The organism is Calidithermus terrae (assembly GCF_003574345.1).
In the GTDB taxonomy this organism is placed as follows: domain Bacteria; phylum Deinococcota; class Deinococci; order Deinococcales; family Thermaceae; genus Calidithermus; species Calidithermus chliarophilus.
Genome location: NZ_QXDL01000001.1, coordinates 1 through 25,048 on the forward strand (window position 1 = coordinate 1; position 25,048 = coordinate 25,048).

Here is a 25,048-nt window from a genome sequence, read left to right on the forward strand (position 1 = left end):
GCCTTGCGCCACCTCCCCGACCTGCCCGCCCTCCTGCTCGACCTCCTGCGCCCGGCCGCGGCCCACGCCCCCCGAGACCCGGCCTTCCGCCGTTTCCTCGACGCGCAGTTGCTCATCGCCTCCCAGGCCGACGCCCGGGGCACCTACGCCCTCTTCGGCGCGGCGGCCCTCGACCTGCCGCACCGGGGCCCGGCCATGGCGCGGGGCGGGATGGGGGCGGTGGCCCAGACGCTGGCGCAGGCCGTCGAACGCCACGGCGGGCGCGTGCTCTACCGCCACCGGGCGGAGCGGCTCTTGGCGCGGGGCGGCCGGGTGTGGGCCGTGGAGGTGGCGCTGGGCGGGCGGCGCAGGGGGCAGCGGGAGCGGCTCGAGGCCGACCTCTTCGTCGCCAACCTGACCCCCGCCGACCTGGGCCGCCTGCTGGGCCGGCCGGGCCGCCCGCCCGCCGACGGCTGGGGCGCCTTCGTGCTCCACGCGGCGCTCCCCGAGGCCGCCGTCCCGCCGGGGCCGCCCTACCGGCAGTGGGCCGGGGAGGGCGATTGGGTCTTCGTCAGCCTGTCCGAGCCGGGGGACGCTCTGCGCGGGCCTCCGGGGATGCGGGTGCTCTCGGCCTCGGTGCACACCCGGCTCGAGGCGTGGCGCGGCCTGTCGGCAGAGGAGTACGCCGCCCGGAAGAGGGCCTGGCAGGAGCGGGTGGCGCGGCAGGTCGAGCGGCTGATCCCGGGGTTTCAGGACGCGGCCGCCCTGCTCCTGGCAGGCTCGCCCCACACCTACGCCCGCTACACCTCGCGCCAGGACGGCTGGGTGGGGGGCTACCCCCAGTCCCACCCCCTGCGCACGCCCGCGCCGCGCACCCCGTTCGCCAACCTGTGGCGGGTGGGGGAGACGGTTTTCCCCGGCCAATCGGTCCCGGCCGTGGCGATGGGGGGAGTCCGGGTGGCCGAGGCGGTGCTCCGCAGGCTGGGGAGCCCTGGGGACGCGCCCGGCGCCCGTTCGCGGGGAGCCGGCGGGTGATCTTGGGCTTTGTAGGTCACGCTAAAGGCGGCGTGCGGCCCCGCAGGTAAAAGGAGGGCATGAACCTCGTCTGGCACCGCGCCGACCTGCGCACCCACGACAACCCGGCCCTGGCGGCCGCCTTGCGAAGCGGCCCCGCGGTGGGCCTCGTCGTCCTCGACCCCAACATCCTGAACGGCACCTCTGCGCGCCGGCGGGCCTGGTTCTACCGCAACGTCGCCGCGCTGCGCGAGGCCTACGCCCGGCGCGGGGGGGCCCTGCTGGTGCGAAGCGGCCTGCCCTGGGAGGTGCTGCCCCGGGCGGCGGCCGAACTGGGCGTTCACCGCGTTTTCGCGGTGCGCAACTCGACGCCCTACGCCCGCTTCCGCGACCGGAAGGTGGAGGAGGCCCTGCCGGGCCGGACGGCGTGGTCCCATGGGCAGTACGTCCAGGAGCCCGGCGAGATCGTCAAGCCGGACGGCAGCCCCTACACGGTGTTTACGCCCTACTCCCGGCGATGGTGGGCCGCGCCCGAGGCGGAGTTGCCCGAAGCGCCCGGGCGCTTCCCCCCGGCGGCGCTCCCGCCCGGCCACGACCCGGGCTCGGTCCCTGACGAGCCCTCCGACGTGCCCTTGCCGCCGGCGGGCGAGGAGGCCGCGCTGGGGGCGCTCGAGGCCTTCCTCTCGGAGGGGCTGCCGCTTTACCACCAGGCCCGCGACAGGCTCGACGGGAGCGGGGTTTCGCGGCTGTCGTGCTACTTCACCCTAGGGGTGCTCTCGCCCCGGCTGGCGGCGCAGCGGGCCATGCGGGCGGGGGGCGAGGGGGCGCACAAGTGGGTCGGCGAGCTGGCCTGGCGCGACTTCAGCGGCGACCTGCTCCACAACTTCCCCCACATGGCCCGCTCGGCCTTCGACCCGCGCTGGGACGCCCTGCCCTGGGCCGACGACGACGAGATGTTCGGGGCCTGGCTCGAGGGCCGCACCGGCGTCCCCGCCGTGGACGCGGGGATGCGCGAGCTGCGCGCGACCGGCTTCCTCTCCAACCGCGCGCGCATGGTGGTGGCGCAGTTCGCGGTGAAGCTGGCCCTGCTGCCCTGGCAGAAGTGCGAGCGGGCCTTCCGCGACCTGCTCCTCGACGGCGACAACGCCTCCAACCTGCAGGGCTGGCAGTGGTCCGGGGGTCTGGGGGTGGACGCGGCCCCCTACTTCCGGGTGTTCAACCCCCTCGCCCAGGCCCACACCCACGACCCCGGCGGCGCCTGGTTGCGGCGCTGGGTGCCCGAGTCCGGGGGCAGGCCCGAGCCCTACGGGCGCCCGGTGCTCGACCTCGAGGCCGCCCGCCGGCGCTACCTCGAGGCGGCCGCGCGGATCGCCCGGGCGAAACCTCGAGCCTGAACGTAGTGTGGACAAAAATTGTACATAAGCTGAACAGCTAGGCTCATAGCGGGAAAGGCAAAGGCCTAGCGCGAGCCCTCGAGCCCGGAGTGCTTCCGAGCGCCTCGAGTGCGGCGGCCCTTTGCCGACCTGGAAAGCATTTCAGGAGGCGAACCGTGAAGATTAAGACCTTGCTCGTCGCAGGAAGCTTGGCCCTGGCCGCTTTAGGCATGACCCTGACCAGCGCCCAGAACACCACCGCCAACCAGACCATCGCCCAGGTCGTGGCCTCGAACCCCAACTTCAGCACCCTGCTGGCGGCGGTACAGGCCGCAGGCCTGGCCCAGACGCTCTCGGGGCCCGGTCCCTTCACGGTCTTCGCGCCCACCAACGAGGCCTTCGCCAAGATCCCCAAGGCCGACCTCGACGCCCTGCTCAAGGACAAGGCCGCCCTCACCAAGGTCCTGACCTACCACGTTGTGGCGGGCAGGGTGACGTCGGCCGAGGTGGTCAAGCTGAAGGAGGCCAAGACCGTGCAGGGCCAGAACGTGACGATCGCGGTCAGCGGGGGCGCGGTGACCCTCAACGGCAATTCCAAGGTCACGGCCGTGGACATCAAGGCCAGCAACGGTGTGATCCACGTCATCGACACCGTGCTCTTGCCCAAGTAGCCCGGCGCCGTCGCCGGCCGGAGAGCGACTCGCTCTCCGGTTTTTTGTGGCGGGGCTTGCACCCGCAGGGGCGGGGGATGCTCGAGGATAGGCTCATGCGGCCGCTGATCTGGCTCCTGCTGCTCGGTGCTTCGGCCCTGGCCCAGACCGCGCGCTGGGCGGGGCAGCCCGAGTACCGCAGCTTCGCGGGGGCCCCCACGAGCGCCGGGCCCGCGCTCGACCGCAGCTACGCCCTGGTCTACCCGGCCCAGGGGCCCTTCCGGGGCACGGTGCTGCTGGTGCCGGGCCTGCTGGGCGGGGCCACCAGCTTCGACGCGCTGGCCCGCCGCCTGGTGCTCGCCGCCCCGGGCTGGGAGGTATGGGCCTGGGACCGCCGCGCCAACGGCCTCGAGGACCGCCGGGGCTTCCTCGGCGCCGACCCCTGGGCCTACTACCAGCGCTACGCCCTCCCCGGCGTCCCCTTCCTCAAGGACTGGGGCCTGCGGGTGCACCTCCAAGACCTCGACGCCCTGGTGGACGCTGCCCGCCCGCGCGGCCCGGTGGTGCTGGCGGGGCACTCCCTGGGGGCGAGCCTGAGCGCGGCCTACGCCCAGTGGAAGGGCGAGAAGCTGGCCGGCCTGGCCTGGATCGACGGGGCCCCCGGCCCCAACCGGCTCACGCGCGAGCAGTACCTCGAGGGCGGCCCCGGCGGCTTCGGCCGCTCGCCCGGGCTCGACGCGCTGCTGGCGGGTGGGGCCACGCCCTACCTCGAGTTCAGCGTCCTGGGCCTGGGGCTGAGCCCGGCCTTCCTGGCCCGCGCCGAAGCCCTGGCCTTCCTGGCTGCGCGCGACCCCGAAGCCGACGCCCCGCCCGGCGCCGCGCGCTTCCCGGCGAGCCTCGAGGCCGCCGCCCTGGCCCAGATCGACGACCGTTACAACCCCGTCGCCCTCTTCTCGGCCTCGGTGGGGCGGGCCTGGGGGCGCGAGGGCTTCAGCCTGCCGCGGCTGTTGCAGGGGCAACTCGGCTACGCGGTGATCGGGGCCCGGGGGAGGCGGGTGGAGTGGCGGGACACCGGCGAGGCCACCGACCCGCGCGAGCTCCTCGGCCTGTACGCCTGGCCCGAGACCGGCTTCTCCGAGTGGTTCTTCCCCGTGCGGCTCTCCCTCGACCTCGCCGCCTGGGACCTCGCGGTGCCCGAGCTCCAGCCCCGCCGGCTGGGCTTCCGGGTGCTGGGGCTGGGGGCCGGGCGCGGCGCCGTCACCGACGCGGCCCGCTTCGCCGCCGCCCGGGCGCTCTTCCCCGGCACCGAGGTGCGCGGGGAGGTCCTGCCCGGCCTCACCCACCTCGACGTCCTGCTGGGGCGCGAGGGGCCGGCCGTGGGGCCCCTCGCCCGCTACCTCGAGGCCCTGCCGTGAATCCGCCTGGGGCAGGGGCGCGTACTTCGAACAGGCGGGAAGGGGGTCCGGCGTGCGCCGCTTCGCGGTAATTCTGGCCTGGCTCTGGGGCGCCTTGGCCCAGGCGCCGCAACTTTATGCGGTCGAGGGCAGCGTGACCTACGTGGGGCGGATGCCGCTGGGGAGCTGGCAGGGGACCAACCCCACCGCCCGCGGCCAGGTGCGCTGGGCCGAGCCCGAGGCCTCCGGGCGGGTCTGCGTGGACATGAGCAAGTTCGACTCCGGCATCGGCCTGCGCGACAACGACGCGCGGGGGGTGCTCGAGGTCGCCAAGTACCCGCAGAGCTGCCTCGACGTCAGCGCCCTGCGCCGCGAGGGGGAGCGGGCGGTGCTCGAGGGGGTGCTCGAGATCCACGGGGTGCGGAAATTTATGCGCATCGAGGGCACGCTCAGGCTCGAGGGCGACGCCTACCGCTTCGCCGGGGGCTTCCGGACCCGCTTCACCGAGTGGAACCTCAAGCCCCCCACCGTCCTCTTCCTCACCGTGGAGGACGGGCTCGAGGTGCGCCTGGAGGCCCGCGCCCTCCCCGTGCGCTGAGGCGACCTCCGGCCTGCCCTACAGTGTTTCGCCTGGGCGGGGATATCCTGGGCCTCGGGATGGACACCCGCCAGGCCCTCCTCGACCGCGCCCGCCACGCCTTCGCCGAGCGGGGGTACGCCGCGACGAGCCTCGAGGACCTCGCCCGCGGCTTGGGCCTCACCAAGGCCGCCGTCTACCACCACTTCGCCTCCAAGCGGGAGCTGCTGGAGGCTCTGCTGGAGGAGTCGTTCCAGAAGGCCGACCGCGCGCTCGAGCAGGGCGAGACCCTCGAGGAGCGCCTGCTCTCCTACGCCCTGGCCTACCGCGACCAGATCGAACCGCTCACCGCGCTCATGACCGCGCAGTCGGGCCGCCGCGGCGGCGACCAGCAGGCCGCGAGGGTGGCGCTGGAGGCCATGTCGCGGGGCCTGGTCCGGCTGCAGCAGAGCCTCGAGCAGGCGGTCCCCGGCCAGGGGCAGCCCCTGGCCGCCATCTTCGCCTCCATCGTCCACGGGGCCTACATGATGGCCCGCCACCTGCCGGGCTACGAGCTCGAGGGCATGCTGCGCACCGGGGTCCAGCTCTTCGTGCGGGGGCTGCCGGCGCCCCCCGTCTGACGGGAGGGGCTCCCCGGCGCCGGGGAGCCCCTCGGCGCTGCGGGCTTTACTCCTCGCGGGCCGACTGCATGATGGCGACGTAGTGCAGGATGGTCGCCAGCGAGTTGGCCAACGCCGCCACGTAGGTCAGGGCGGCGGCGGTGAGCACCGCGCGGGCCCCGCCCATCTCGCGGTTGTCGAGGAAGTTCATGCGCTGCAGGATCGCCAGCGCGCGGTTGGAGGCGTCGAACTCCACCGGCAGGGTCACGAGCTGGAACAGCGCGGCCGCCCCGAAGAGCCAGATGCCCACGCTCATCAGGGTCTCGTTGAAGCTCATCAGCATGCCCAGCAGGAAGATCCAAGGCCCGAACATGCTGCCGATGTTGGCGACGGGCAAGAGCTGGGCCCGCACCCGCAGCCAGGCGTAGCCCTTGGCGTCTTGGATGGCGTGCCCGACCTCGTGGGCGGCCACGGCCAGCGCCGCCGAGGAGGGCGAGGCGTAGTTGGGCTCCGACAGCCGCACGACCTTTTGCATGGGGTCGTAATGGTCGGTCAGGGCGCCCGGGACCGGTTCGACCCGCACGCCGTGCAGCCCGTGGGCGTCGAGGATGGTACGGGCCACCTGGGCCCCGGTCAGCCCGCGTGCGTTGGCGACGCGGCTGTAGCGGGCGTAAGTCCGCTGCAGCCAGAACTGGATGCCTAAGGTCGCGATGAACACCACGATCATTAGCAGGAAAGTCACGCTCGTCATCTTGGTTTACCCCTTACCGAAAGTACAAAAAATGCAACCCAGCTTCTGCAAGCTGGGTCACGAGCTTTATGTCAGGGTCGAAACCTTTACGAGTCCAGGGGCTGGCTTTTGATGGTGAAGCGCAAGGCCGTGCGCTCCTCGGACTCGAGGTCGAGCTTGACGAAGGCCGGCTTGACGAGCAGGTCGAGGTTGTCCGGGGCGATGTACCCCCGCGCGATGGCGATGGCCTTGACGGCCTGGTTGACCGCCGCGGGCCCGATGGCCTGAACTTCCACCTCACCTTGGGAACGCAACAATGCAGCAATGGCACCTGCTACGGAATTGGGACGAGATTTGCCGGACACGCGCAACGTTTCCACATACCCTCCTGGGCACTCGCCGCTGAATTGCATTGTAGTTGGGGCCATGTTTAAAAGTCAAGGCGGGAAAACAGCGATAAACACGTAATTTTCTCCCAGAATGAAGATTTTTTTAGAACCACTGGTTCCAAAAATCGCGTCCGCGGGGCGTTTGGCGTGCGCTGGTCAGCGTTTGCGGCGCTTAGTCCCTTGACTTGGTATACCCTCGCCCGTATACTCGCTGAAACCTTTGCATGACTATGCGAAGGTCAACCCCCCACCCCAACCCGCGCTACAGGAGGCCCCCTAATGGAGTTCAGGAAGGCATACCCCGACGTACCTATCGGACACGACGCCTGCGGCATCATCGCCATCGCGGAGAAGGCGGGCAAGCCCACGCACGCCAACGTGCAGCGCGTGATCGAGAGCCTATACAGCATGGCCCACCGCGCGGGCCTGATCCGGGGTGAGGGGGACGGAACGGGCATCCAGACCGACCTGCCGCGCGAGCTGTGGGCGGGCTACCTCGAGGAGGCCGGCTTCGACGGCAACCTCGCCAACAACCCCCGCTTCTTCGTGGGCCACCTCTTCATCCCCAAGAGCAGCGCCGAGCGGGTGCAAGAGCTCATGGACCTGATCCGCGTCGAGGGCAGCCGCCGGGGCATCAAGCTGCTCCTGGAGCGCCGGGGAGAGGTCAACTCGAGCGTGCTGGGGCCGGTGGGCAAGCGCACCGAGCCCCTGTTCTTCCAGGTCGCGGGGCTCTCCACCGACGGCGACGGGCCCTTGTGGGAGCTGGGGCTGGTGCTCGAGGAGCGCTTCCCGGTGCACGTGGTCTCGCTCTCGACCTCCTGCGTCGTCTACAAGGTGCGCGGCTCGGCCGAGATCCTCAAGCGCTACTACCCCGAGCTCTCGCGCGCGGAGTACAAGTCGGCGATCACGCTGGGCCACAACCGCTACTCCACCAACACCATGTCCACCTTCGAGGCGGTGCAGCCCTTCGGCCTGCTGGGGCACAACGGCGAGATCAACACCATCGAGCGCCTGCGCCGCGAGGGCCGTTTCCTGGGCATCCCCCTCACGGGCGGCTCGGACTCGCAAGACCTCAACCGCGTCCTCGAGGGACTGCTCTACCGCTACGCCCTCTCGCTGCCCGAGGCGCTCGACATCGCCTTCCCGCCCATTCTGGGCGAGATCAAGAATTACTCGCCCGCCCTGCAGGACCTCTACATGGCCCTGCGGCAGCGCTTCGGCCCGCTCGCGCAGGGGCCGGCGGCGCTGGTGACGCGCCACCGCGAGGAGGCGGTGTTCTGCACCGACGCCATGGGCCTGCGCCCGCTGTGGTTCATCGAGACCGAGGCCGAGTACATCTTCTCCTCCGAGCGCGGGGTCTTCACCGCCGAGGAGTTCGTGGGCGACCCCCGCCCGCTGGCCCCCGGCGAGAAGATCTACCTGCGCGTGACCCCGGAGGGCGTGCGGCTGCTGCCCTACGAGCGCCACCAGCGGCAGGTGCTCGAGCGCTTCCTGGCTAAGAGCGGCACCTTGGGCGAGTACAACGTGCACCTCAAGGGCCCGCGCTACGACAGCCTGCCGCCGCTGGCGGGCGGGGCCGGGGCCGGGGTGGAGGAGAAGCCCGCGCCGCCCTCGCTGAACCTCGAGCGGGCCTTCGGCTGGGACCGCTGGGACGCGGGCTACCTCGACGCCCTGGCCGAGACCGCCAACGAGCCCATCGGCAGCCTGGGCTACGACGGCCCGCTGGCCGCGCTCAACCCCGAGAAGCCCAACCTCTCCGAGTTCCTCAAGGAGACGGTCGCGGTGGTCACCAACCCGGCCATCGACCGCGAGCGCGAGATCGAGCACTTCTCCGTGCGCACCGTGCTGGGCCGGCGGGCGCTGCCCAACGGCGTGGGCGGGGGCCGCACCGAAGAGCTGCTGGTGCCGGTGCTGCTGGAGGAGACCCACCCCGAGGTGCGGGACGTGGTGCAGGGGCAGGGCACGCTGACGCTCGAGGAGGCCCAGCGCCGCCTCAAGAGCGCGGTTTTGCTGTCGCAGTTCACGGTGGAGGAGGGGCTGCTGGCCGGGCTCAAGCGGCTGGAGGAGCAGGCCGTGCAGGCCGTGCAGGACGGCGCCGAGCTGCTGGTGCTCTCGGACCGCGGCTCCTTCGAGCACGGCGCCTGGCTCGACGTGTACCTGGCGCTGGCGGCCGTCAACCAGGCGCTCGAGCACGCCCGCGACGGCGAGGGCGTGAGCCTGCGCCGCCGCACCTCGGTGGTGGTGCACTCCGGCGGCGTCCGCAACCTGCACGACGTGGCGGTGTGCCTGGGCCTGGGCGCCGACGCGGTGGCCCCCTGGCTGATGCAGCAGAAGGCCCACGCGGCCCACGGCTTCGTGGCGCTGCAAAACCTGCTCGAGGGGCTCAAGAAGGGCCTGGAGAAGGTCATCTCCACCATGGGCATCCACGAGCTGCGCGGCTACGGGCGCATCTTCAGCGCGGTGGGCCTCAAGCCCGAGCTGGCCGAGCGGCTGGGCATCCGCACCTTCCTGGCCTCCCAGAAGGCCGGCTACGGCTTCAGCGAGCTCGAGCGCACCGCCTTGGAGCGCCTGTCCTTCCTCTCGCAGGAGAAGGTGCTGCCCGCCAAGGACTTCCGCTTCAACCCGCGCATCTTCAAGGCCGCCATGGACGTCTCGGGCGGCGAGGCCCCTTACGAGACCTTCCAGGAGCGGGTGCGGGGGCTGGAGAAGGAGTCGCCGGTGGCGGCGCGGCAGCTTCTGGAGGTGAAGTTCCCCGAGAAGAGCGAGGTGCTGCCCGAGGAAGTGGACATCGGCGTGGGCGGCCACTCCATGCCCTTCGTGATCACCGCCATGAGCTTCGGCTCGCAGGGGGAGACCGCCTTCCGCTCCTACGTCGAGGCGGTGAAGAAGCTCAACATGCTGTGCATCAACGGCGAGGGCGGCGAGATCCCGGAGATGCTGGGCAAGTACACCCACTGGCGCGGCCAGCAGGTGGCCTCCGGGCGCTTCGGGGTGCACAGCTACATGCTCAACTCGGCCTCGGTCATCGAGATCAAGATCGGGCAGGGGGCCAAGCCGGGCGAGGGCGGGCACCTGCCGGGCAAGAAGGTCTCGGTCAAGGTGGCCGCCGCCCGCAACGCGGTGCCCGGCGTGGACCTGATCTCGCCCTCCAACAACCACGACCTCTACTCCATCGAAGACCTCGCCCAACTCGTCGAGGAGCTCAAGACCGTCAACCCCAAGGCCAAGGTCTCGGTCAAGGTGCCCGTGATCCCCGGCATCGGCACCATCGCCGTCGGCATCGCCAAGGCCGGGGCCGACATCATCGCGTTGTCGGGCTTCGAGGGCGGCACCGGCGCCGCGCGCTGGCACGCCCTGAAGTACGCCGGGCTGCCCGTGGAGGTCGGCGTGCGCCGCGCCCACCGCGCCCTGGTGCGGGCCGGGCTGCGCGACAGGGTCGAGCTGTGGGCCGACGGCGGGCTCAAGACCGCCTACGACACCCTGCGCATGGTGCTGCTGGGCGCCGACCGGGTGGGCATGGCCACGATGGCGATGGTCGCCATCGGCTGCACCATCTGCCGCGGCTGCCAGCTCGACACCTGCCACGTGGGCATCACCACCCAGATCGAGACCCTCGAGCAGGCCCAGGCCCACGGCCTCAAGCGCTTCGTGCCCCAGGAGGAGGGCCGCGCCGTCGAGCAGCTCGTGCGCTTCTTCAGCCTCAAGGCCGAGGAGCTGCGCCGCATGGTGGCGGCGCTGGGCTTCAAGTCGCTGCGCGAGCTGGTGGGCCGCAGCGACCTGCTGCGCCAGGAGGGGCTCGAGGACGCCATCGACCTGGGCTACTTCTTCGAGGGCGTCAGCGCCCCCGACTGGGTCAACGAGCGCTCGGCCCACGTGCTGCGCAAGCCGCTCAACCAGCTCACCCGCTCGATCACCGAGGTGGTCTCGGCCGCCTACGAGGAGGGCAGCCGCGACCTGATCTTCCAGGAGGGGCCCGTAGGCTCCACCGACCGCGCCCTAGGGGTGCACCTCTCCGGGGAGATCGCCCGCCGGCGCCTCTACGGCAAGGGCTTCGACGCCCACGTGGAGCTGCGCTTCGACTCGGGCTCGGTGGCCGGCAACGGCCTGGCCGCCTTCAACTGCGAGGGGCTCGAGGTCCACGTCGAGGGCGGGGCCCAGGACGGGGTGGCTAAGAACGCCTTCGGCGGCAAGGTGGCGATCCTCAAGGGCCGCAACCCCTACGGGCAGTACGTGGACGGCTCGGTGGGCAAGTCCTTCGCCTACGGGGCCATCAGCGGCCTGCTGATCGTGGAGGGCATGGCCGACAGCCGCTTCTGCATCCGGCTCTCCGGCGCCGACGTGGTGCTGGGCGGCGAGCCCGAGCGCCCCCTGCAGGACGAGCTGGGCAACATCGCCACCCGCGCCCAGGCCAAGGGCTTCGCCTTCGAGTACATGACCCGCGGCCGCGCGGTGGTGCTGGGCGACCCCGGCCCCTGGATCTGCTCGGGCATGACCGGCGGGCGGGTCTACCTGCGCCACTGGCCGGAGATGGGCCTGGACGAGGTCGCCATGCGCCGCCGACTCGCCAAGGGAGCCAAGGTGGCGGTGCAGAAGCTCGACGAGCGCGGCGTGGCCGACGTGAAGGAACTCCTGGGCGCCTACGTCGCCGAGCTGCACGCCGCCGAGCGGCCGGAGAAGGCAGAGCGCCTCGAGCGCCTGCTGCAAGACCCCGCCCACTACTTCCGCATGGTGGTCCCGGTCAACCAGCAGGTGGCCCAGGAGGTGAGCACGGAGTAGCCCTCGGCCCCTCGTCGGTTCGCCGGCGGCCGATGGCGGGTAATGCCGTCGGCCGTTCAGCCTTGCTTATCGCCGATCAGCGCTCCAGGGGGTAGGATAGGACAGATGTCCCTGATCACGGAGGCCCTCTTGGACGACCTCAAGCGCCGGACCGGCTTCACCGAACAGCACGTCCGGGTGCTGCAAAACCTCGGCCGGTGCATGACCCCCATGGCCTCCGAGGTCGCCTTGGCCTTCTACGACTACCTGGGCCGCGACCCCGAGATGCGGGCGATTTTGTGGGCGGTGCCGGGGAGGGTCGAGCGGCTGTACGGCCGCTTCGCCGACTGGTACCGCGAGCTCTTCTCCGGCGTCTACGACGAGCACTACGCCGAAAACCGCCGCCGCATCGGGCTGGTGCACGCCCGGTTGGGCATCCGCCCCGGCTTCATCATCCCCGCCATGGGCATCGTGCAGGAGCTCTCCCTCGAGCACATGAACACCGTGCTCAAGGCCACCGAGCTCTACGCCGCCGTCGAGGCCTTCGAGAAGATCATCGCCATCGAGCTCGCCATCATCCAGGAGAGCTACGGCGAGGCGGTCGAGGCGGGCATCCGCGCGGGGATGGCCTCGAGCGAGGCGGCGCTGACGCAGGGGGCGGAGCTGTTGTTGCGGGAGAAGGCGTGAGGGGTGTGGGTGGGTGATGGCCGGACGCCGGGCGCGGGTCGTGCGTCCTGCGCCGTACGCCGTACGCAAGACGCAAGACGCGTGTCCTGCGTCGTACGTCGTACGTCGTACGTCAAATGCCCTTTCTGCACCCCCCTCTCCGCCGGCGGGGAGGGCCGGGGTGGGTTTGCCACGAGCCCCCGCTTTTTGCTGAGGGCTGAGGGCTTATCGCTTTCCCCACGGTAAGATTGTCCGGTGATCGGCGCCATCCTCTTCGACCTCGACGAGACGCTCATCCTCGACCACCCGGTTTCGGTTCATACGCTGTGGAACTGTGCGTACTACGCGGCGTCGTGGTACAGCCTCGACCTCGAGGCCCTCGTAGAGGCCGCCGGGAACCAGGCCACGCGCTTGTGGAAGACTTCCCCCGTCTATGACTACACCCAGCGCATCGGCCACAGCGCAGGTGAAGGGCTGTGGGCCCGCTATGCCGACACCGGCATCCCCGAGATCGCCCGGCTGCACGAGTGGGCCAAGAGTTACCGGGTGGCGGTCTGGCGCGACGCGCTCGCCGAGCAGGACGTCGCCGACGAGGCGCTGTGCGAGGCGCTGGCCGACCGCTTCTTCAACGAGCGGCGGGTTTACCCGCGCTACGGCGAGGTGGACGCGCTGCTAAGGGCGTTATCCCCGCACTACAAGCTGGGTATCGTCACCAACGGCGTGCCCGACCTCCAGCAGGACAAGCTCGAGGGCTGCGGGCTGCTGCACCGCTTCCAGGCCGCGGTGATCTCGGGGGCGGTGGACATCGGCAAGCCCGAGCGCGGCATCTTCGAGCGCGTCTGCAAGGAGCTCGACGTCGCCCCCGAGGACTGCGTGATGGTGGGGGACAACCCCGAGCGCGACGTGGCCGGGGCCCTCAACGCGGGCATGCGCTCGGTGCTGGTGAACCGGGGCTTCAAGGACCCCGACCCCCGCTACCGGGCCGGCCTCGAGGTGCGAAACCTGCTGGAGATGCTGCCCTGGCTCGACACGCTGGCCTGAACGGTCGCCGATGCCAGCCCGGCGCGCAGCCACGGGGGCCGTTTGGACTTGCACTGAATTAAGGCGCTGCGCCAGCGGGGCGCAGCGGAAACCCCGCTGCTGGGATTGTCCGAATTATACGGCGTTTCTGCCGCGAGATGGCCCCCGGCGGCGGTGGCTCGGCAGTGTCAGAATCAGGCCCTGGAGGTGCGCATGTTCGACCTGTCAGGGAAGGTGGCGTTGGTTAGCGGGGCGAGCCGGGGGGTCGGGAAGGGGATCGCCCTCGAGCTCGCCGCTTGCGGGGCCACCGTCTACGTCACGGGCCGCACCCGGCCGGGCGAGACGGTCGATGGGCTGGGCGGGAGCGTCTTCGACACGGCGGCGGAGATCGAGCGGGAGGGGGGAAAGTGCATCCCGCTGCTGTGCGACCACGCCGACGACAGCCAGACCCTGGCGGTCTTCGAACGCGTCCACGCCGAGCACCCCCACCTGGACATCCTGGTCAACAACGTGTGGGCGGGTTACCAGTACATGCTCGAGGACACCGCCGGGGGCCGGGCGTTCACCTGGGGAAACCCCTTCTGGCAGCAACCGCGCTGGCGCTGGGACGCCATGTTCGGGTCGGGGGTGCGCGCCCGCTACGTGTGCAGCCAACTGGCCGCCGCCCGGATGGTCGAAGCGCGGAAGGGGCTCATCGTCAACATTTCCTTCTGGGCGGCGCAGAAGTACATGGCTAACGTGGTCTACGGGCTCGCCCACGCCGTCAACGACCGCATGGCCAAGGACATGGCCCTCGAGCTGCGCCCCTACGGCGTGGCGGCGGTGTCGCTCTACCCGGGCTTGGTGCGCACCGAGGGCGTGCTGCGCGCGGCGGAGCACTTCGACCTCTCCAACTCCGAGTCGCCCCGCTTCCCGGGGCGGGCCGTCGCGGCGCTCGCCAGCGACCCCCGTGTGATGGAGCGCAGCGGCCAGGCGCTGGTGGCGGCGCGGCTCGGCCTGGAGTACGGCTTCCGCGACGTTGACGGCAGACAACCCCGGCCGGTGAGCCTCGAGGAGGCCTGAGCCCCCCTCCAGTTAAAGCAAAACCCAAGCTATGCCGTACAGGGGTGTGGCGGCTGGCCTTTAGGGCAAAAACATAAGCTGCTCTCATCTTCACGGCCCGCGGCGCGGGGCCGGAATCGCGTCGGGGTCTGGCTTAACCCCCGCCACCCAGGCCGGCTCGGCCGCGGCCGTCGGGCAGCCCCCTCCCCGCCCCCAGCGCCGCTTCATAACGTCCTAATAACGGATGTAAGTAGCGGCTCAAACACCGAATACGCTGCGGGCGTAGTATATCATTGTGGTAGAAATGGACGCCGCTTACACGCCAGAAGGGGGTTGCCTTTGAACAGGTACGACGACCGCGCGCGGTTGGTGTTCCACTACGCCAGGGAGGAAGGCAGCCGTCTGGGCCACAGCATGATCGGCCCGGAGCACCTGCTCCTGGGGCTGATGCGCGAGGGCGGTACTGCGGCGCGCATCCTCATGGAATATGGCGCTAGCCTCGAGGCCATGCGGCGCATGGTCGAGGAGCTGGTGGGCCGGGGGGAGGGCAGCCGCACCGGCGAGCCGCCTGCCATCACCCCGCGGGCCCGCCGGGTGATGGAGCTGGCGGGGGCGGAAGCCCGCAATATGTCGAGTCAGGTTATCGGCACCGAGCATATCCTTCTGGGCATCATCCGCGAGGGCGACGGCATCGCCTACCGGATCATGACCCACTACGCCAAAGACGTGGACACCATCCGCTGGCGGGTTCTCTCGCAAGCGGGCGAGGGCCAGAAGGAGAAGGCCGTGGCAACGCCATTCCTCGACGAATACGGACGCGACCTGACCCGTGAAGCCAGAGAAGGCAAGCTCGACCCCGTGATCGGTCGCTCGGAGGAGATCAACCGGGTCATCCAGATCCTGGCCCGGCGCACCAAGAACAACCCCGTGCTCGTCGGCGACCCCGGCGTGGGCAAGACGGCCATCGTGGAGGGGCTGGCCCAGGCCATCATCGAGGGGCGCGTGCCCCCGGTGCTGCGCGGGGCCCGCATCGTCTCCGTAGACCTCGCGGGCGTGGTCGCGGGCACCAAGTACCGCGGCGAGTTCGAAGAACGCCTGCGCCAGATCATCGAGGAGCTCAAGAACGCCAAGGTGGTGGCCTTCATCGACGAGCTGCACACCCTCATCGGGGCGGGCGGCGCCGAGGGCACCCTCGACGCGGCCAACATCCTCAAGCCCCCGCTCTCGCGCGGGGAGATCCAGGTCATCGGCGCGACCACCACCGGCGAGTACCACCGCTACATCGAGAAAGACGCCGCCCTCGAGCGCCGCTTCCAGCCGGTGATCGTGCTCGAGCCGAGCCCCGACGAGACTTTGGAGATCCTCAAGGGCCTGCGCCCGCGCTACGAGGCCCACCACGGCGTGGTGGTGCCCGACGAGATCCTCCAGCTGTCGGTCAAGATCGGCATCCGCAGCCTGCCCGGCCGCAACTTCCCCGACAAGGCCATCGACCTCATCGACGAGGCGGCCTCGAGGGTGCGCCTCAACGCCAGCCTGGGCCTGCCCGTGGCCGAGGACGAGGACGGCACCCCGCTCGTCAGCCGCGAGGACATCGAGTCGGTGGTCGATAGCTGGGGCGGCGTCTACGTCGATGACAAGGACGACGCCAAGTTCTTCAGCCTCGAGGCCGAGCTGAAGAAGCGGGTCATCGGGCAGGACGAGGCCATCGAGGCCCTCGCCGCCGCGCTGCGCCGGGCCCGCGTGGGCCTGGGCGGGCGCACCCGCGTCTCGGCCAGCTTCCTCTTCGCCGGCTCCTCCGGCGTGGGCAAGACCCACCTCGCCAAGGCCCTCGCCGAGGTGCTCTTCGGCTCCGAGCGCGCCCTGATCCGCTTCGACATGTCCGAGTTCCAGGAGCCCCACTCCATCTCCAAGCTCATCGGGGCCCCTCCCGGGTACGTGGGCTACGAGCAGGGCGGCCGCCTGACCGAGGCCGTGCGCCGCCAGCCCTTCAGCGTGGTGCTCCTCGACGAGATCGAGAAGGCCCACCCCGACATCTACAACACCTTCCTGCAGGTCCTCGACGAGGGCCGCCTCACCGACGGGCTCGGCCGCACCGTGGACTTCCGCCGGGTCATCCTGATCATGACCTCCAACACCGGCTTCAACGTCGGGCCGGCCATCGGCTTCACCGCCAAGGAGGTCGACACCGAGAGCCCGCTCAAGGCCATCTTCACCCCCGAATTCCTCGACCGCCTCGACGAGGTGATCCGCTTCCGCAACCTCGACGAGCCCGAGCTGGTGCAGGTCGCGCAGATCATGCTCGAGGACATCGCCAAGGAGCTGGAGAGCCGCGAGAAGATCGTGCGCTTCGACCCCGCGCTCGCCGCGTGGCTGGTGGGGCAGGCCCCCAAGCAGGGCTCGACCCGCATCCTGCGTAACCTCATCCGCGAGAAGGTCGAAGACCCGCTGTCGCTGGCGCTGCTCACCCGCCCCGGCCGCACGCTCTTCGTGACGCTCAAGGGCGAGGAGATCCACTTCGAGGAAGAGGAAGTCTTCACCGTCTGATGCCCCACGCCCACGCCGAACGTCGAACGCGAACCCCGGAAGGCGTTTAGCGTTCGGCGTTCGGCGTTAAAGCGGGAGCCCTCATGGCCAAGACCCAATACACCTGCGTCGAGTGCGGCTACAAGTCCGTCAAGGCCCTGGGCCGCTGCCCCAACTGCGGGGCCTGGGACTCCTTCAAGGAGGAGTCGCCGGTGGGCCGTGCCCTGGCGGGGGGCTCGCGCGGCGGCCTCGCCAAGGTGCGCCCCCTGCCCAACCCCGACGCCGTGGTCCGGCTGGGCGAGGTGGACCCCGGCGGCGAGACCCGCTTCGACAGCGGCATCGCCGAGCTCGACCGGGTGCTGGGCGGGGGCTTCGTCCCCGGCGAGGTGCTGCTGCTGGGCGGCGAGCCGGGGGTGGGCAAGAGCACCCTGCTGCTCCAGGTCGCCGACCGGATGCTGCGGCGGGGCAAGCGGGTGATCTACCTGGCCGGGGAGGAGTCGCCGGGCCAGATCCGGCTGCGGGCCGAGCGCCTGGGCGTTTCGGGCGACCTCGAGCTCCTGCGCGAGACCGAGCTCGAGGCCATGCTCGCCACCCTCGAGGCCGCCCCGCCCGAGTTTCTGGTGGTGGACTCCATCCAGACCCTCGAGACCACCTCGGCCCCCGGCTCGCTGGTCGCCGTGCGCGACGCGACCTCGGCCCTCACCCGCTTCGCCAAGGCCCACCGCGTCACCACCGTCTTGGTGGGGCACGTGACCAAGGAGGGCGTGGTGGCGGGGCCCAAGGTGATCGAGCACGTCGTCGATGCCACGCTCTACCTCGAGACCGCCGGGAACTTCCGGGTGCTGCGCTCGACGAAGAACCGCTTCGGCCCGGTGGGGGAGATGGGGGTCTTCCGCATGGAGGAGGCGGGCATGGAGGAGGTGGCTAACCCCTCGGAGGCCTTCCTGGCCGAGCGCCCGGTGGGCGCGCCCGGCTCGGTGGTGGCCCTGACCCTCTCCGGCGAGCGGGCCCTGGCGCTGGAGCTGCAGGCCCTGGCCGCGCGCACCCCCTTCCCCGCGCCCCGGCGGGTCTCGCAGGGCCTCGACTCGCGCCGCGTGGACGTGGTGCTGGCGGTGCTCGAGCGGCGGCTCGAGCTGCCGCTGGGCAACCTCGACGTCTACGTCAACCTGGCCGGCGGCCTGCGGGTCTTCGACGCCGGCTTGGACCTCGCGGTGGCGCTGGCGGTGTATTCTGCGGTGGTGGGCAAGCCCATCCCCGCCGATTTCGCCGTGGTGGGCGAGGTCGGGCTGGCCGGGGAGGTGCGCAGCGTGGAGGGGTTGGAGCGCCGCCTGCGCGAGGGCAAGCGCGCGGGCTTCGAGCGGCTGCTGTATCCGGGAGTCGTTCGAAACGTGGAGGAGGCGGTGAAGCGGTTGATATGAGCAGTCTGCGCTTGGTGCTCTACTTCTTGATGCTCTTCGCCGGCTTCCAGGTGGGGGGCTGGCTCGAGGCGCGCGGGCTGCTGGGCGCGGAGTCGGGCGGCCTGCTCTCGCTCAACCGGCTCTACCTCGGGCTCGTCGGGCTGCTGCTGGGCTTCTTGCTGGTGCCGCGCGCGGAGGCGGCTTTGGAGGGCTGGTGGCTGCGGCTGCAGCGCTGGCTGAAGTCGCTGCCGCCCGAGGTGCCGGTGGCCCTGATCGTGGCCTCGAGCGCCGGCCTGCTGCTGACGGTGCTGATCAACAACCTGCTCTCGCAGTTCGAGGGCTACACCCCCTGGTACTCGCTGCTGCTGGCCCTGGTGCTCTCGGGCTTCTTCTCGGCGCTGGCCCTCGCCAACCGCGACGCCTTCCGCATCCGCCCGCCCGCGCACCCCGTGCGCCCCAGGGGGGGCAAGATCCTCGACACCAGCGTGCTCATCGACGGGCGCATCGCCGAGGTGGCCGACCTGGGCTTTCTGGAAGGCCCCCTGCTGGTGCCGCAGATGGTGCTGCGCGAGCTGCAGAACTTCGCCGACCACCCCGACGCCCAGCGGCGCGCGCGGGGGCGGCGGGGCCTGGAGGTGCTCGAGCGGCTCAAGGACCGCGTAGGGCTGGAGGTGCTCGAGGCCCCCGCCAGCGACGAGCCCGTCGATGACCAGCTCCTCACGCTCGCCCGCCAGAACTCGGCCGCGCTGGTCACCAACGACTCGGCCTTGCTGCAACTCGCCCGCATCTACGGCGTCAAGGCGCTGTCGGTGCAGGCCCTCGCGACCGCCCTGCGCACGCCCTACGTGGCGGGCGAGGTGGTGCGCATCACCATCACCAAGGAGGGCAAGGAGGCGGGGCAGGGGGTGGGCTACCTCGACGACGGCACCATGATCGTCGTCGATGACGCGCTGCCCTACCGCGGGCAGGAGGTGGCGGTGGTGATCACCCAGTCCATCCAGACCCAAGTAGGCCGCCTGCTCTTCGGCAAGCTCGAGCGCAGCACGACCTCGAGCTGACCGGGGGCGGTGAGGAGCGGGCCGCCCGGCTGCCCTTCGCTTGGCTTAAGAAATCTTAATAATAAGCGTTGTTTACCCCCTATCTGAACGACAGGGGTAGACTCAGGCTCGACAACGTCGATGTTAGGTTCGTTCTGGCCGCCCGGCTGCCGACCTCGGCGTGTGGAGGTGGCGCTGAAGCGCGGGCCACTGGCCCTGATTCCCGACCATGTTCCTGAGTCTCCTTGGCCCCCCCCAATTGCTCATCGACGACCAACCCTGGCCGCAGATGCCGCGCAAGGCCGTGGCGCTGGTGGCCTACCTGGCGGCGCAGGGGGGGCAGGCCGAACGGGGCACGCTGGCCTCGCTGCTGTGGGAGGGCGACGAGGAGAGCACCCGGCGCAACCTGCGGCAGGAACTGTTCCGGCTCAAGGGCACGCCCTGGGAGCGGATGCTCGAGCAAGGCGGTCAGCAGATCGTGCTGGGCGAGGTCGAGACCGACCTGCAGCGCTTCCTCGAGGCCCTCAGCCGCGGCCGCTGGGCCGCGGCGGCGGGGCTGTGGCGGGGCGGGCTGCTGGCGGGCTTCGAGGTGCGGGCCACCGAGGCCTTCGAGGAGTGGCTGGCCCTCGAGCAGACCCGCTGGCAGAACCTCTACCGCGAGGCCATGCTGGGCTGGGCCCGCGGCCTGGAGGCCGCCTCGCAGCGGCGCGACGCGCTGGCCGTTTACCAGCGCCTGCTCGAGCACGACCCCCTGCAGGAGGCCGAGCAGCAGGCGGTGATGCGCCTGCTGGCCGCGCTGGGCGAGGTCCCGGCGGCGCTGCGGCAGTACGAGCAGTACGCCCGGCTGCTGGGGGCCGAGCTCGGCGTGGAGCCCTCGGCCGAGACCCAGGCCCTCTACCGGCACCTGCGGCAAGGCAGCCTCGACGCGGTGCTGCTGACCCCCGCCTCCCCGAGCTCGCTGCAGGACCCGCCCCTGGTGGCCCGCAGCGAGGACTGGGCCTGGCTCGAGACCCACCTGGGCCAGGGCCTGGTGCTGCTGGTGGGCGAGGTGGGGGTGGGGAAGAGCCGCCTGGCCCGCGACTTCGCCAAGCGCCGGGGCGAGGTGTTCACCGTGCGCCAGCGCGAGAGCCTGGGCGAGCTGGGCTTCGGCGGGGTGATCGAGGCGGTGCGGGCGGCGCTGGAGGCCGGGCAGTCGCTGGAGGGGCTCGAGCCCGTCTGGCGCGACGAGCTGGCCCAGCTGCTGCCCGAGCTGGGCTCCTTCGCCGGGGGAGCCCCCAACGGCAAGCTGCGGCTGTTCGAGGCCCTGGCCCGCCTGCTGCTGACGTTGGCCCGGCCGGGCGGCACGGTGCTGTGGGAGGACCTGCACTGGGCCGACCCCTCGAGCCTGGAATTCCTGGCCTACCTGACCCAGCGCGCGCCCCACCTGGGGCTCTACCTGCTGGGCACGGCCCGCGCCGAGGGCTACCAGCGCGGGCGGCCGCTCTACGAGGCCCTGCGGCCCTTGAGCGGCGAGAAGCGCCTGCACGTGCGCGCGCTCGAGGCCCTGCCCGAGACCGGGGTGCACGAGCTGGTGCAGCGCCTCTCCGGCACCCAGGGCGGCACCCTCTTCGCCGAGCGGCTGCACCAGGCCACCTCGGGCAACCCGCTGTACCTGCTCCAGACGCTGCAATTCCTCTTCGACCAGGGCCTGCTGCGGGTCGAGGGCGGGCGCTGGCACACCCCCTTCGACACCATCACCGCCGACTACCGCGAGCTCCCCCTGCCGCCCTCGGTGCGCGAGGTGGTGCAGCAGCGCCTCGAGCGGCTCCCCGCCCCTGCCCGCGAGCTCGCCCAGGCCCTCGCCATCGCCGACGCCCCGCTCGCCCCCGCGGTGCTGGCCGCCTTCAGCAGCGACGACACCGCCTTGGACCATCTCCTGGGCAGCGGCATCGTCCAGGAGGGCCCGGAGGGCTACGCGCTGGCCCACGACCTGCTGCGCTCCTCCGTCCTCGAGACCCTCTCCGAGGCCGCCCGCCGGCGGGTGCACCACCGCCTGGCCGAGGTGCTGCGCGACACCGGCGCCCCGCCCGAGCGGCTGGCCTACCACCTCGAGGCCGCCGGGCAACTGGCCCAGGCCGCGCGGGCCCACCTGGCCGTGGGCCGCAAGCTGCGGGCCGGGCCGCTGGGCCGCACCGCGCTCGTGCACTACACCAAGGCGCTGGAGCTCATGGGCCCCATGGCCCCGCCCCAGGAGCGCTTCCAGGTGCTGGCCGAGTGCGCCGAGCTCAGGCTGGCGCTGGGCGACCAGGCCCAGGCCGAGCGCCTGGAGCTCGCCCGGCTCTCCAGCGAGGTGCCGGAGGAGCGCTTCCGGCTTTTCCTGCTCGAGGCCGAGGCCGCGGTGCAGTCCGGGCAGGTGGCCGAGGGCACCCAGACCGCGCGGCGGGCCCTCGAGCTCGCCCGCACCGCCTGGCAGAAGGGGCAGGCCCTGTTCCGGCTGGCCTGGCTGGAGTACCGCGGCGGCGACCCCGACGCCCAGCTCGAGCCCCTCACCGACTCCATCCGCTACTTCGAGATCTCGGGCGACCGCCCCATGGAGGCCCACGCCCTGCGCAACCTGGCGGGCTACTACTCGCGCATCGGCGACCACGCCAGGGCCCGCGAGGCCTACAACAAGGCGCTGGTGCTGGCCGAGGGCCTGGCCGACGACCTCCTGCTGCGCCGCCTCAAGGCCGACGGCGCCATCGTGGACTTCGTGCGCGGGGCCTACCACCTCAGCATCGCCGCCGGGGAGACCCTGCTGGCCGAGGCCCGCGAGCGCGGCGACCTGTGGGCGGTGTGGGACGCGCTGCACATCTTGAGCCTCAACGCCGGGGCGGTGGGGCTGAGCGCCGGGCTCGAGCAGGCCCTGCGCCAGGCGCTGCAGGAGGCGGAGGCCGTGCGGGCCTACCGCGACGTCTCGATCCTGCGCACCTCGTTGGGCACGGCCCTGATGGTGGAGAACCGGCTGGGGGAGGCCGTGGAGCAATTGCAGCAGGCCCTGCGGGTGATGGAGGGCTTGGGCGAGCAGGCCACGTTGGGCTACGCGCTGTTCTCGCTGGGCTTCACCCAGGTCGAGCAGGGCCGCCACGAGGAGGGCGAGGAGGTGCTGACCCGCGCCGCCGAGCACTGGGGCGAGCGCCGGCAGGGCCGCGACCGCGCCCGCGCCCTGGCCGGGCTGGCCCTGTCCTACCTGCGCCGGGGCGAGCGCGAGAGGGCGCTCGAGGCCTCGAGGCTGGCCTACGAGGGCCGCGAGGAGTGGGCCGAGGGCATCTTCGACCTGCCCTTCATCCTGTACGCCCGGGCCCGGGCCCTGGGGGAGGAGGCGGGGGCGGATCTGCTGGGGCGCACCCAACAGCACCTCGCCGGCCTCTCCGAGCGCCTGCCCCCCGACCTCTCCGCGCGGCTGCTGAACAACCGCTTCGTCCGATGGGCCTTGGGGAAGGCACTCAAGTAGCCGGTCCTTCCATAGCCCCTGAGCCCGGGCCCCCGCGACGGACGCGAACGCCACGGAGGCGCGGCCCGACGAGGCCCGACGGATGGGCGTTGAGCCCCTCCCCGCTGTAACGGGGATTTAACACCGCCGTTGTTACCCTTCGCGTAGCCTGACCAAGGGGTCAGTCGCAGGAGGGAATATGAAGCGATGGGGTCCTATGTCTAGGGTGCTGTTAGGCTCGTTGCTCTTGCTGCTGCTGGTGGCGTGCCCGGGTGGAGGGGCACCCAAGCTTACGGTTTCTCCTAAGACGCAGACCGTCGTGGCCGGAGGCGCGCCGGTCAACTTCACCGCGACCCTCACGGGCGCCTCGGGAACCATCACCTGGAGCCTAAGCGGGCCGGGCAGCATCTCCACGACCACCGGCGCCGGCACCACCTACACCCCGCCCGCCTCCGTGGCGAGCCCCCAGACCGCCACCCTCACCGCGACCTCCGGCTCGCTCTCCGACAACGCCACCATCACCATCAACCCGCCCGCCAGCATCACCGTCTCGGGCAAGGTGATCGATTTCTTCGGCCAGGGAGTGGGCGGGCTCGCCGTCAGGATCGGCAACACTACCACTACCACGGCCTCCGACGGGACCTTTAGCATCCCGAACGTCAGCACCCCCTACGACGCCGTGGTGTTCAACAGCGGGACCAAGATCGTCAACTACTACAAGGGGCTGACGCGTTCGGACCCCAGCCTGACGGCCATCAACCTCGCGTCCTTCACCCCGCCCAAGTCTGCCTCTTTCTCGGGCAACCTCTCCGGCGGCGCCGGCTTCCCCAACCCCGCCAACCACACGACCCGCGTGTTCTTTGGCTCGCCCGAGACTTTGCAGAGCGGCAGCAGCGTCGCCGGTCCCGCGTACGGCCCGGTGAGCGCCGCGTGGTTCGGCCCGGACAGCACCTCGGGCAACGTGTACGCTCTGCAGTGGCAATTCGACCCAGGCACCGGCTTCCCGATCGACTACAAGGGCTTCGGGAGCAAGGCCCTCACCCTCAGCAACGGCGGCACCTTCAATAATCAGGACGTGACGCTGGGCAGCCTGGCCGAGGACACCTTCAGCGGGAGCGTCAGCGTCCCGGCGGGGTATACCCTGAACCAGCGCAGGGTCAACCTGCGGGTAGCCCCCGGATCGGGCACGGTCCTGCTCACCGACGCTTCGGCCGCCGCCGGTTTCAGCTACGTCACCCCCAGGATCACCGGCGCGACCATTTCGCTCCTGGCGACGGCCAGTAGCGGGGTCAAGTCGTCCTTGGCCTGGAAGGCCGGGGCCGCGACCAACGCTTCCGGGGTCAGTGTCAGCCTGACCGCCGCCCCTGGCCTGACGGTGCCGGTCAACAACGCCACGGGCGTCACCATCAACACCGATTTCCAGACCACCGGTTTCAGCGGCGGGGTGAACGTCTTCTACTTCAAGCACCTGGCCGGCTCCAACCCCGACATCTACGTGATCACCACCGCCAACACCACCAAAATTCCCGACCTGAGCGCCATCGGCCTGGGGTTGCCCACTTCCGGGGCCGTCAGCTACTCGTGGCAGGTCATCGGGGTCGCGCCCTTCACCTCCACCGACCTCGCGGCGGGGCCCGGCGGCTTCTTGAGGGATTACGTCAAGGTCGCCCTGCTCGGCAGCGGCGCGGGGCCCGACGCGGACGGCGGGATCGGCCAGTCGGAGACCTTCAACTTCACCACCCCGTAAGGCCAGGCGTCGGCGGACCAAAGGCGGAGGCCGGGGGGATCCCCCCGGCCTCGGTGCCCGCGCTCGAGCCTAAAGCCGCTCGGCCACCTTGTCCCAGTTGATCACGTTCCAGATCGCCGCCAGGTAGTCGGGGCGGCGGTTCTGGTACTTGAGGTAGTAGGCGTGCTCCCACACGTCGATGCCCAGCAGCGGGGTGTGGCCCTGCATGAGGGGGGAGTCCTGGTTGGGGGTGGAATACACCTGCAGCTTGCCCTCGCCGTCCTTCACCAGCCAGGCCCAGCCCGAGCCGAAGCGGGTGGCCCCGGCCTGGGTCATCTTGGCCTTGAGTTCGTCGAAGGAGCCGAAGGCGGCGCCGATGGCCTCGGCCAGGCGGCCGGTGGGCTGCTGGGAGCCGCCCGGGGTGAGGATGTCCCAGAAGAGGGTGTGGTTGTGGTGGCCGCCGCCGTTGTTGATGACGGCCTGGCGGATGGATTCGGGCACTTCCGTGATGCGGCCGAGGAGTTCCTCCAGGCTCCAGCCCTGGAGCTCGGGGGCCTTCTCCAGCGCGGCGTTGAGGTTGTTGACGTAGGCCGCGTGGTGCTTGCCGTGGTGAATCTCCATGGTCTGCGCGTCGATGTGGGGCTCGAGGGCGGCCTTGTCGAAGGGAAGGTCGGGCAGTTTGAAAGGATAACTCATGCTTCCACCTCCAAGGCCGATTCTAATTCAC

The 25,048-nt window shown here is 71.0% G+C and carries 18 protein-coding genes; 15 read left to right on the forward strand and 3 right to left on the reverse strand.

Annotated features, from left to right (window positions below):
* The 6 genes from Mterra_RS00005 to Mterra_RS00030 form a co-directional block, all read left to right on the forward strand.
* Window positions 1-1,014: phytoene desaturase family protein (locus tag Mterra_RS00005; RefSeq protein ID WP_420836684.1), on the forward strand; the 1,014-nt coding region annotated here is incomplete at its 5' end.
* Between the two features lie 59 nt (window positions 1,015-1,073).
* Entirely contained in the window at window positions 1,074-2,387 is a 1,314-nt protein-coding gene (locus Mterra_RS00010; protein ID WP_119313291.1) for a cryptochrome/photolyase family protein, read from the forward strand.
* A gap of 155 nt (window positions 2,388-2,542) precedes the next feature.
* Entirely contained in the window at window positions 2,543-3,037 is a 495-nt protein-coding gene (locus Mterra_RS00015) for a fasciclin domain-containing protein (protein ID WP_119313292.1), read from the forward strand.
* A 95-nt stretch (window positions 3,038-3,132) separates the two neighbouring features.
* Window positions 3,133-4,431 (forward strand): alpha/beta fold hydrolase, encoded by a 1,299-nt coding sequence (locus Mterra_RS00020; protein WP_119313293.1) that lies wholly within the window; start codon window positions 3,133-3,135, stop codon window positions 4,429-4,431.
* 52 nt (window positions 4,432-4,483) lie between these two features.
* A complete protein-coding gene (locus tag Mterra_RS00025; RefSeq protein WP_245971417.1) occupies window positions 4,484-5,008 on the forward strand; it encodes a YceI family protein in 525 nt (174 codons plus the stop codon).
* A 59-nt stretch (window positions 5,009-5,067) separates the two neighbouring features.
* Window positions 5,068-5,607, forward strand: coding sequence for a TetR/AcrR family transcriptional regulator (locus Mterra_RS00030; RefSeq protein ID WP_119313294.1), 540 nt, complete (start codon window positions 5,068-5,070; stop codon window positions 5,605-5,607).
* 46 nt (window positions 5,608-5,653) lie between these two features.
* On the opposite strand, the gene Mterra_RS00035 is transcribed toward Mterra_RS00030, so the two are convergent.
* Entirely contained in the window at window positions 5,654-6,337 is a 684-nt protein-coding gene (locus tag Mterra_RS00035) for a zinc metallopeptidase (RefSeq protein WP_170159491.1), read from the reverse strand.
* Between the two features lie 86 nt (window positions 6,338-6,423).
* A complete protein-coding gene (locus tag Mterra_RS00040) occupies window positions 6,424-6,696 on the reverse strand; it encodes a stage V sporulation protein S (RefSeq protein ID WP_026234850.1) in 273 nt (90 codons plus the stop codon).
* Between the two features lie 288 nt (window positions 6,697-6,984).
* Here Mterra_RS00040 and Mterra_RS00045 point away from each other — a divergent pair, with 288 nt between their 5' ends.
* From Mterra_RS00045 to Mterra_RS00085, 9 genes are all read left to right on the forward strand, one after another.
* A complete protein-coding gene (locus Mterra_RS00045) occupies window positions 6,985-11,481 on the forward strand; it encodes a glutamate synthase-related protein (protein WP_119313296.1) in 4,497 nt (1,498 codons plus the stop codon).
* 105 nt (window positions 11,482-11,586) lie between these two features.
* Window positions 11,587-12,147, forward strand: coding sequence for a protoglobin domain-containing protein (locus Mterra_RS00050; protein WP_036218510.1), 561 nt, complete (start codon window positions 11,587-11,589; stop codon window positions 12,145-12,147).
* 234 nt (window positions 12,148-12,381) lie between these two features.
* Window positions 12,382-13,167 (forward strand): HAD family hydrolase, encoded by a 786-nt coding sequence (locus Mterra_RS00055; RefSeq protein ID WP_119313297.1) that lies wholly within the window; start codon window positions 12,382-12,384, stop codon window positions 13,165-13,167.
* Between the two features lie 192 nt (window positions 13,168-13,359).
* Window positions 13,360-14,208: an SDR family NAD(P)-dependent oxidoreductase gene (locus Mterra_RS00060; protein WP_119313298.1), complete on the forward strand. Its 849-nt coding sequence runs from the start codon at window positions 13,360-13,362 to the stop codon at window positions 14,206-14,208.
* Between the two features lie 318 nt (window positions 14,209-14,526).
* A complete protein-coding gene (locus Mterra_RS00065; protein WP_119313299.1) occupies window positions 14,527-16,731 on the forward strand; it encodes an ATP-dependent Clp protease ATP-binding subunit in 2,205 nt (734 codons plus the stop codon).
* An 83-nt stretch (window positions 16,732-16,814) separates the two neighbouring features.
* The gene (gene radA, locus Mterra_RS00070; RefSeq protein WP_119313300.1) at window positions 16,815-18,128 is read left to right on the forward strand and encodes a DNA repair protein RadA; all 1,314 of its coding nucleotides are present in this window, start codon (window positions 16,815-16,817) and stop codon (window positions 18,126-18,128) included.
* Entirely contained in the window at window positions 18,125-19,165 is a 1,041-nt protein-coding gene (locus Mterra_RS00075; protein WP_119313301.1) for a PIN/TRAM domain-containing protein, read from the forward strand. Before radA ends, Mterra_RS00075 begins: the two co-directional genes overlap by 4 nt.
* A 208-nt stretch (window positions 19,166-19,373) precedes the next feature.
* Window positions 19,374-22,616 (forward strand): ATP-binding protein, encoded by a 3,243-nt coding sequence (locus Mterra_RS23355; RefSeq protein ID WP_119313302.1) that lies wholly within the window; start codon window positions 19,374-19,376, stop codon window positions 22,614-22,616.
* 196 nt (window positions 22,617-22,812) lie between these two features.
* Complete coding sequence (locus Mterra_RS00085) at window positions 22,813-24,342, forward strand: carboxypeptidase regulatory-like domain-containing protein (RefSeq protein ID WP_147372466.1); 1,530 nt, start codon at window positions 22,813-22,815, stop codon at window positions 24,340-24,342.
* Window positions 24,343-24,411: 69 nt separating this feature from the next.
* On the opposite strand, the gene Mterra_RS00090 is transcribed toward Mterra_RS00085, so the two are convergent.
* A complete protein-coding gene (locus Mterra_RS00090; protein WP_119313304.1) occupies window positions 24,412-25,017 on the reverse strand; it encodes a superoxide dismutase in 606 nt (201 codons plus the stop codon).
* Window positions 25,018-25,048 lie beyond the last annotated feature (31 nt).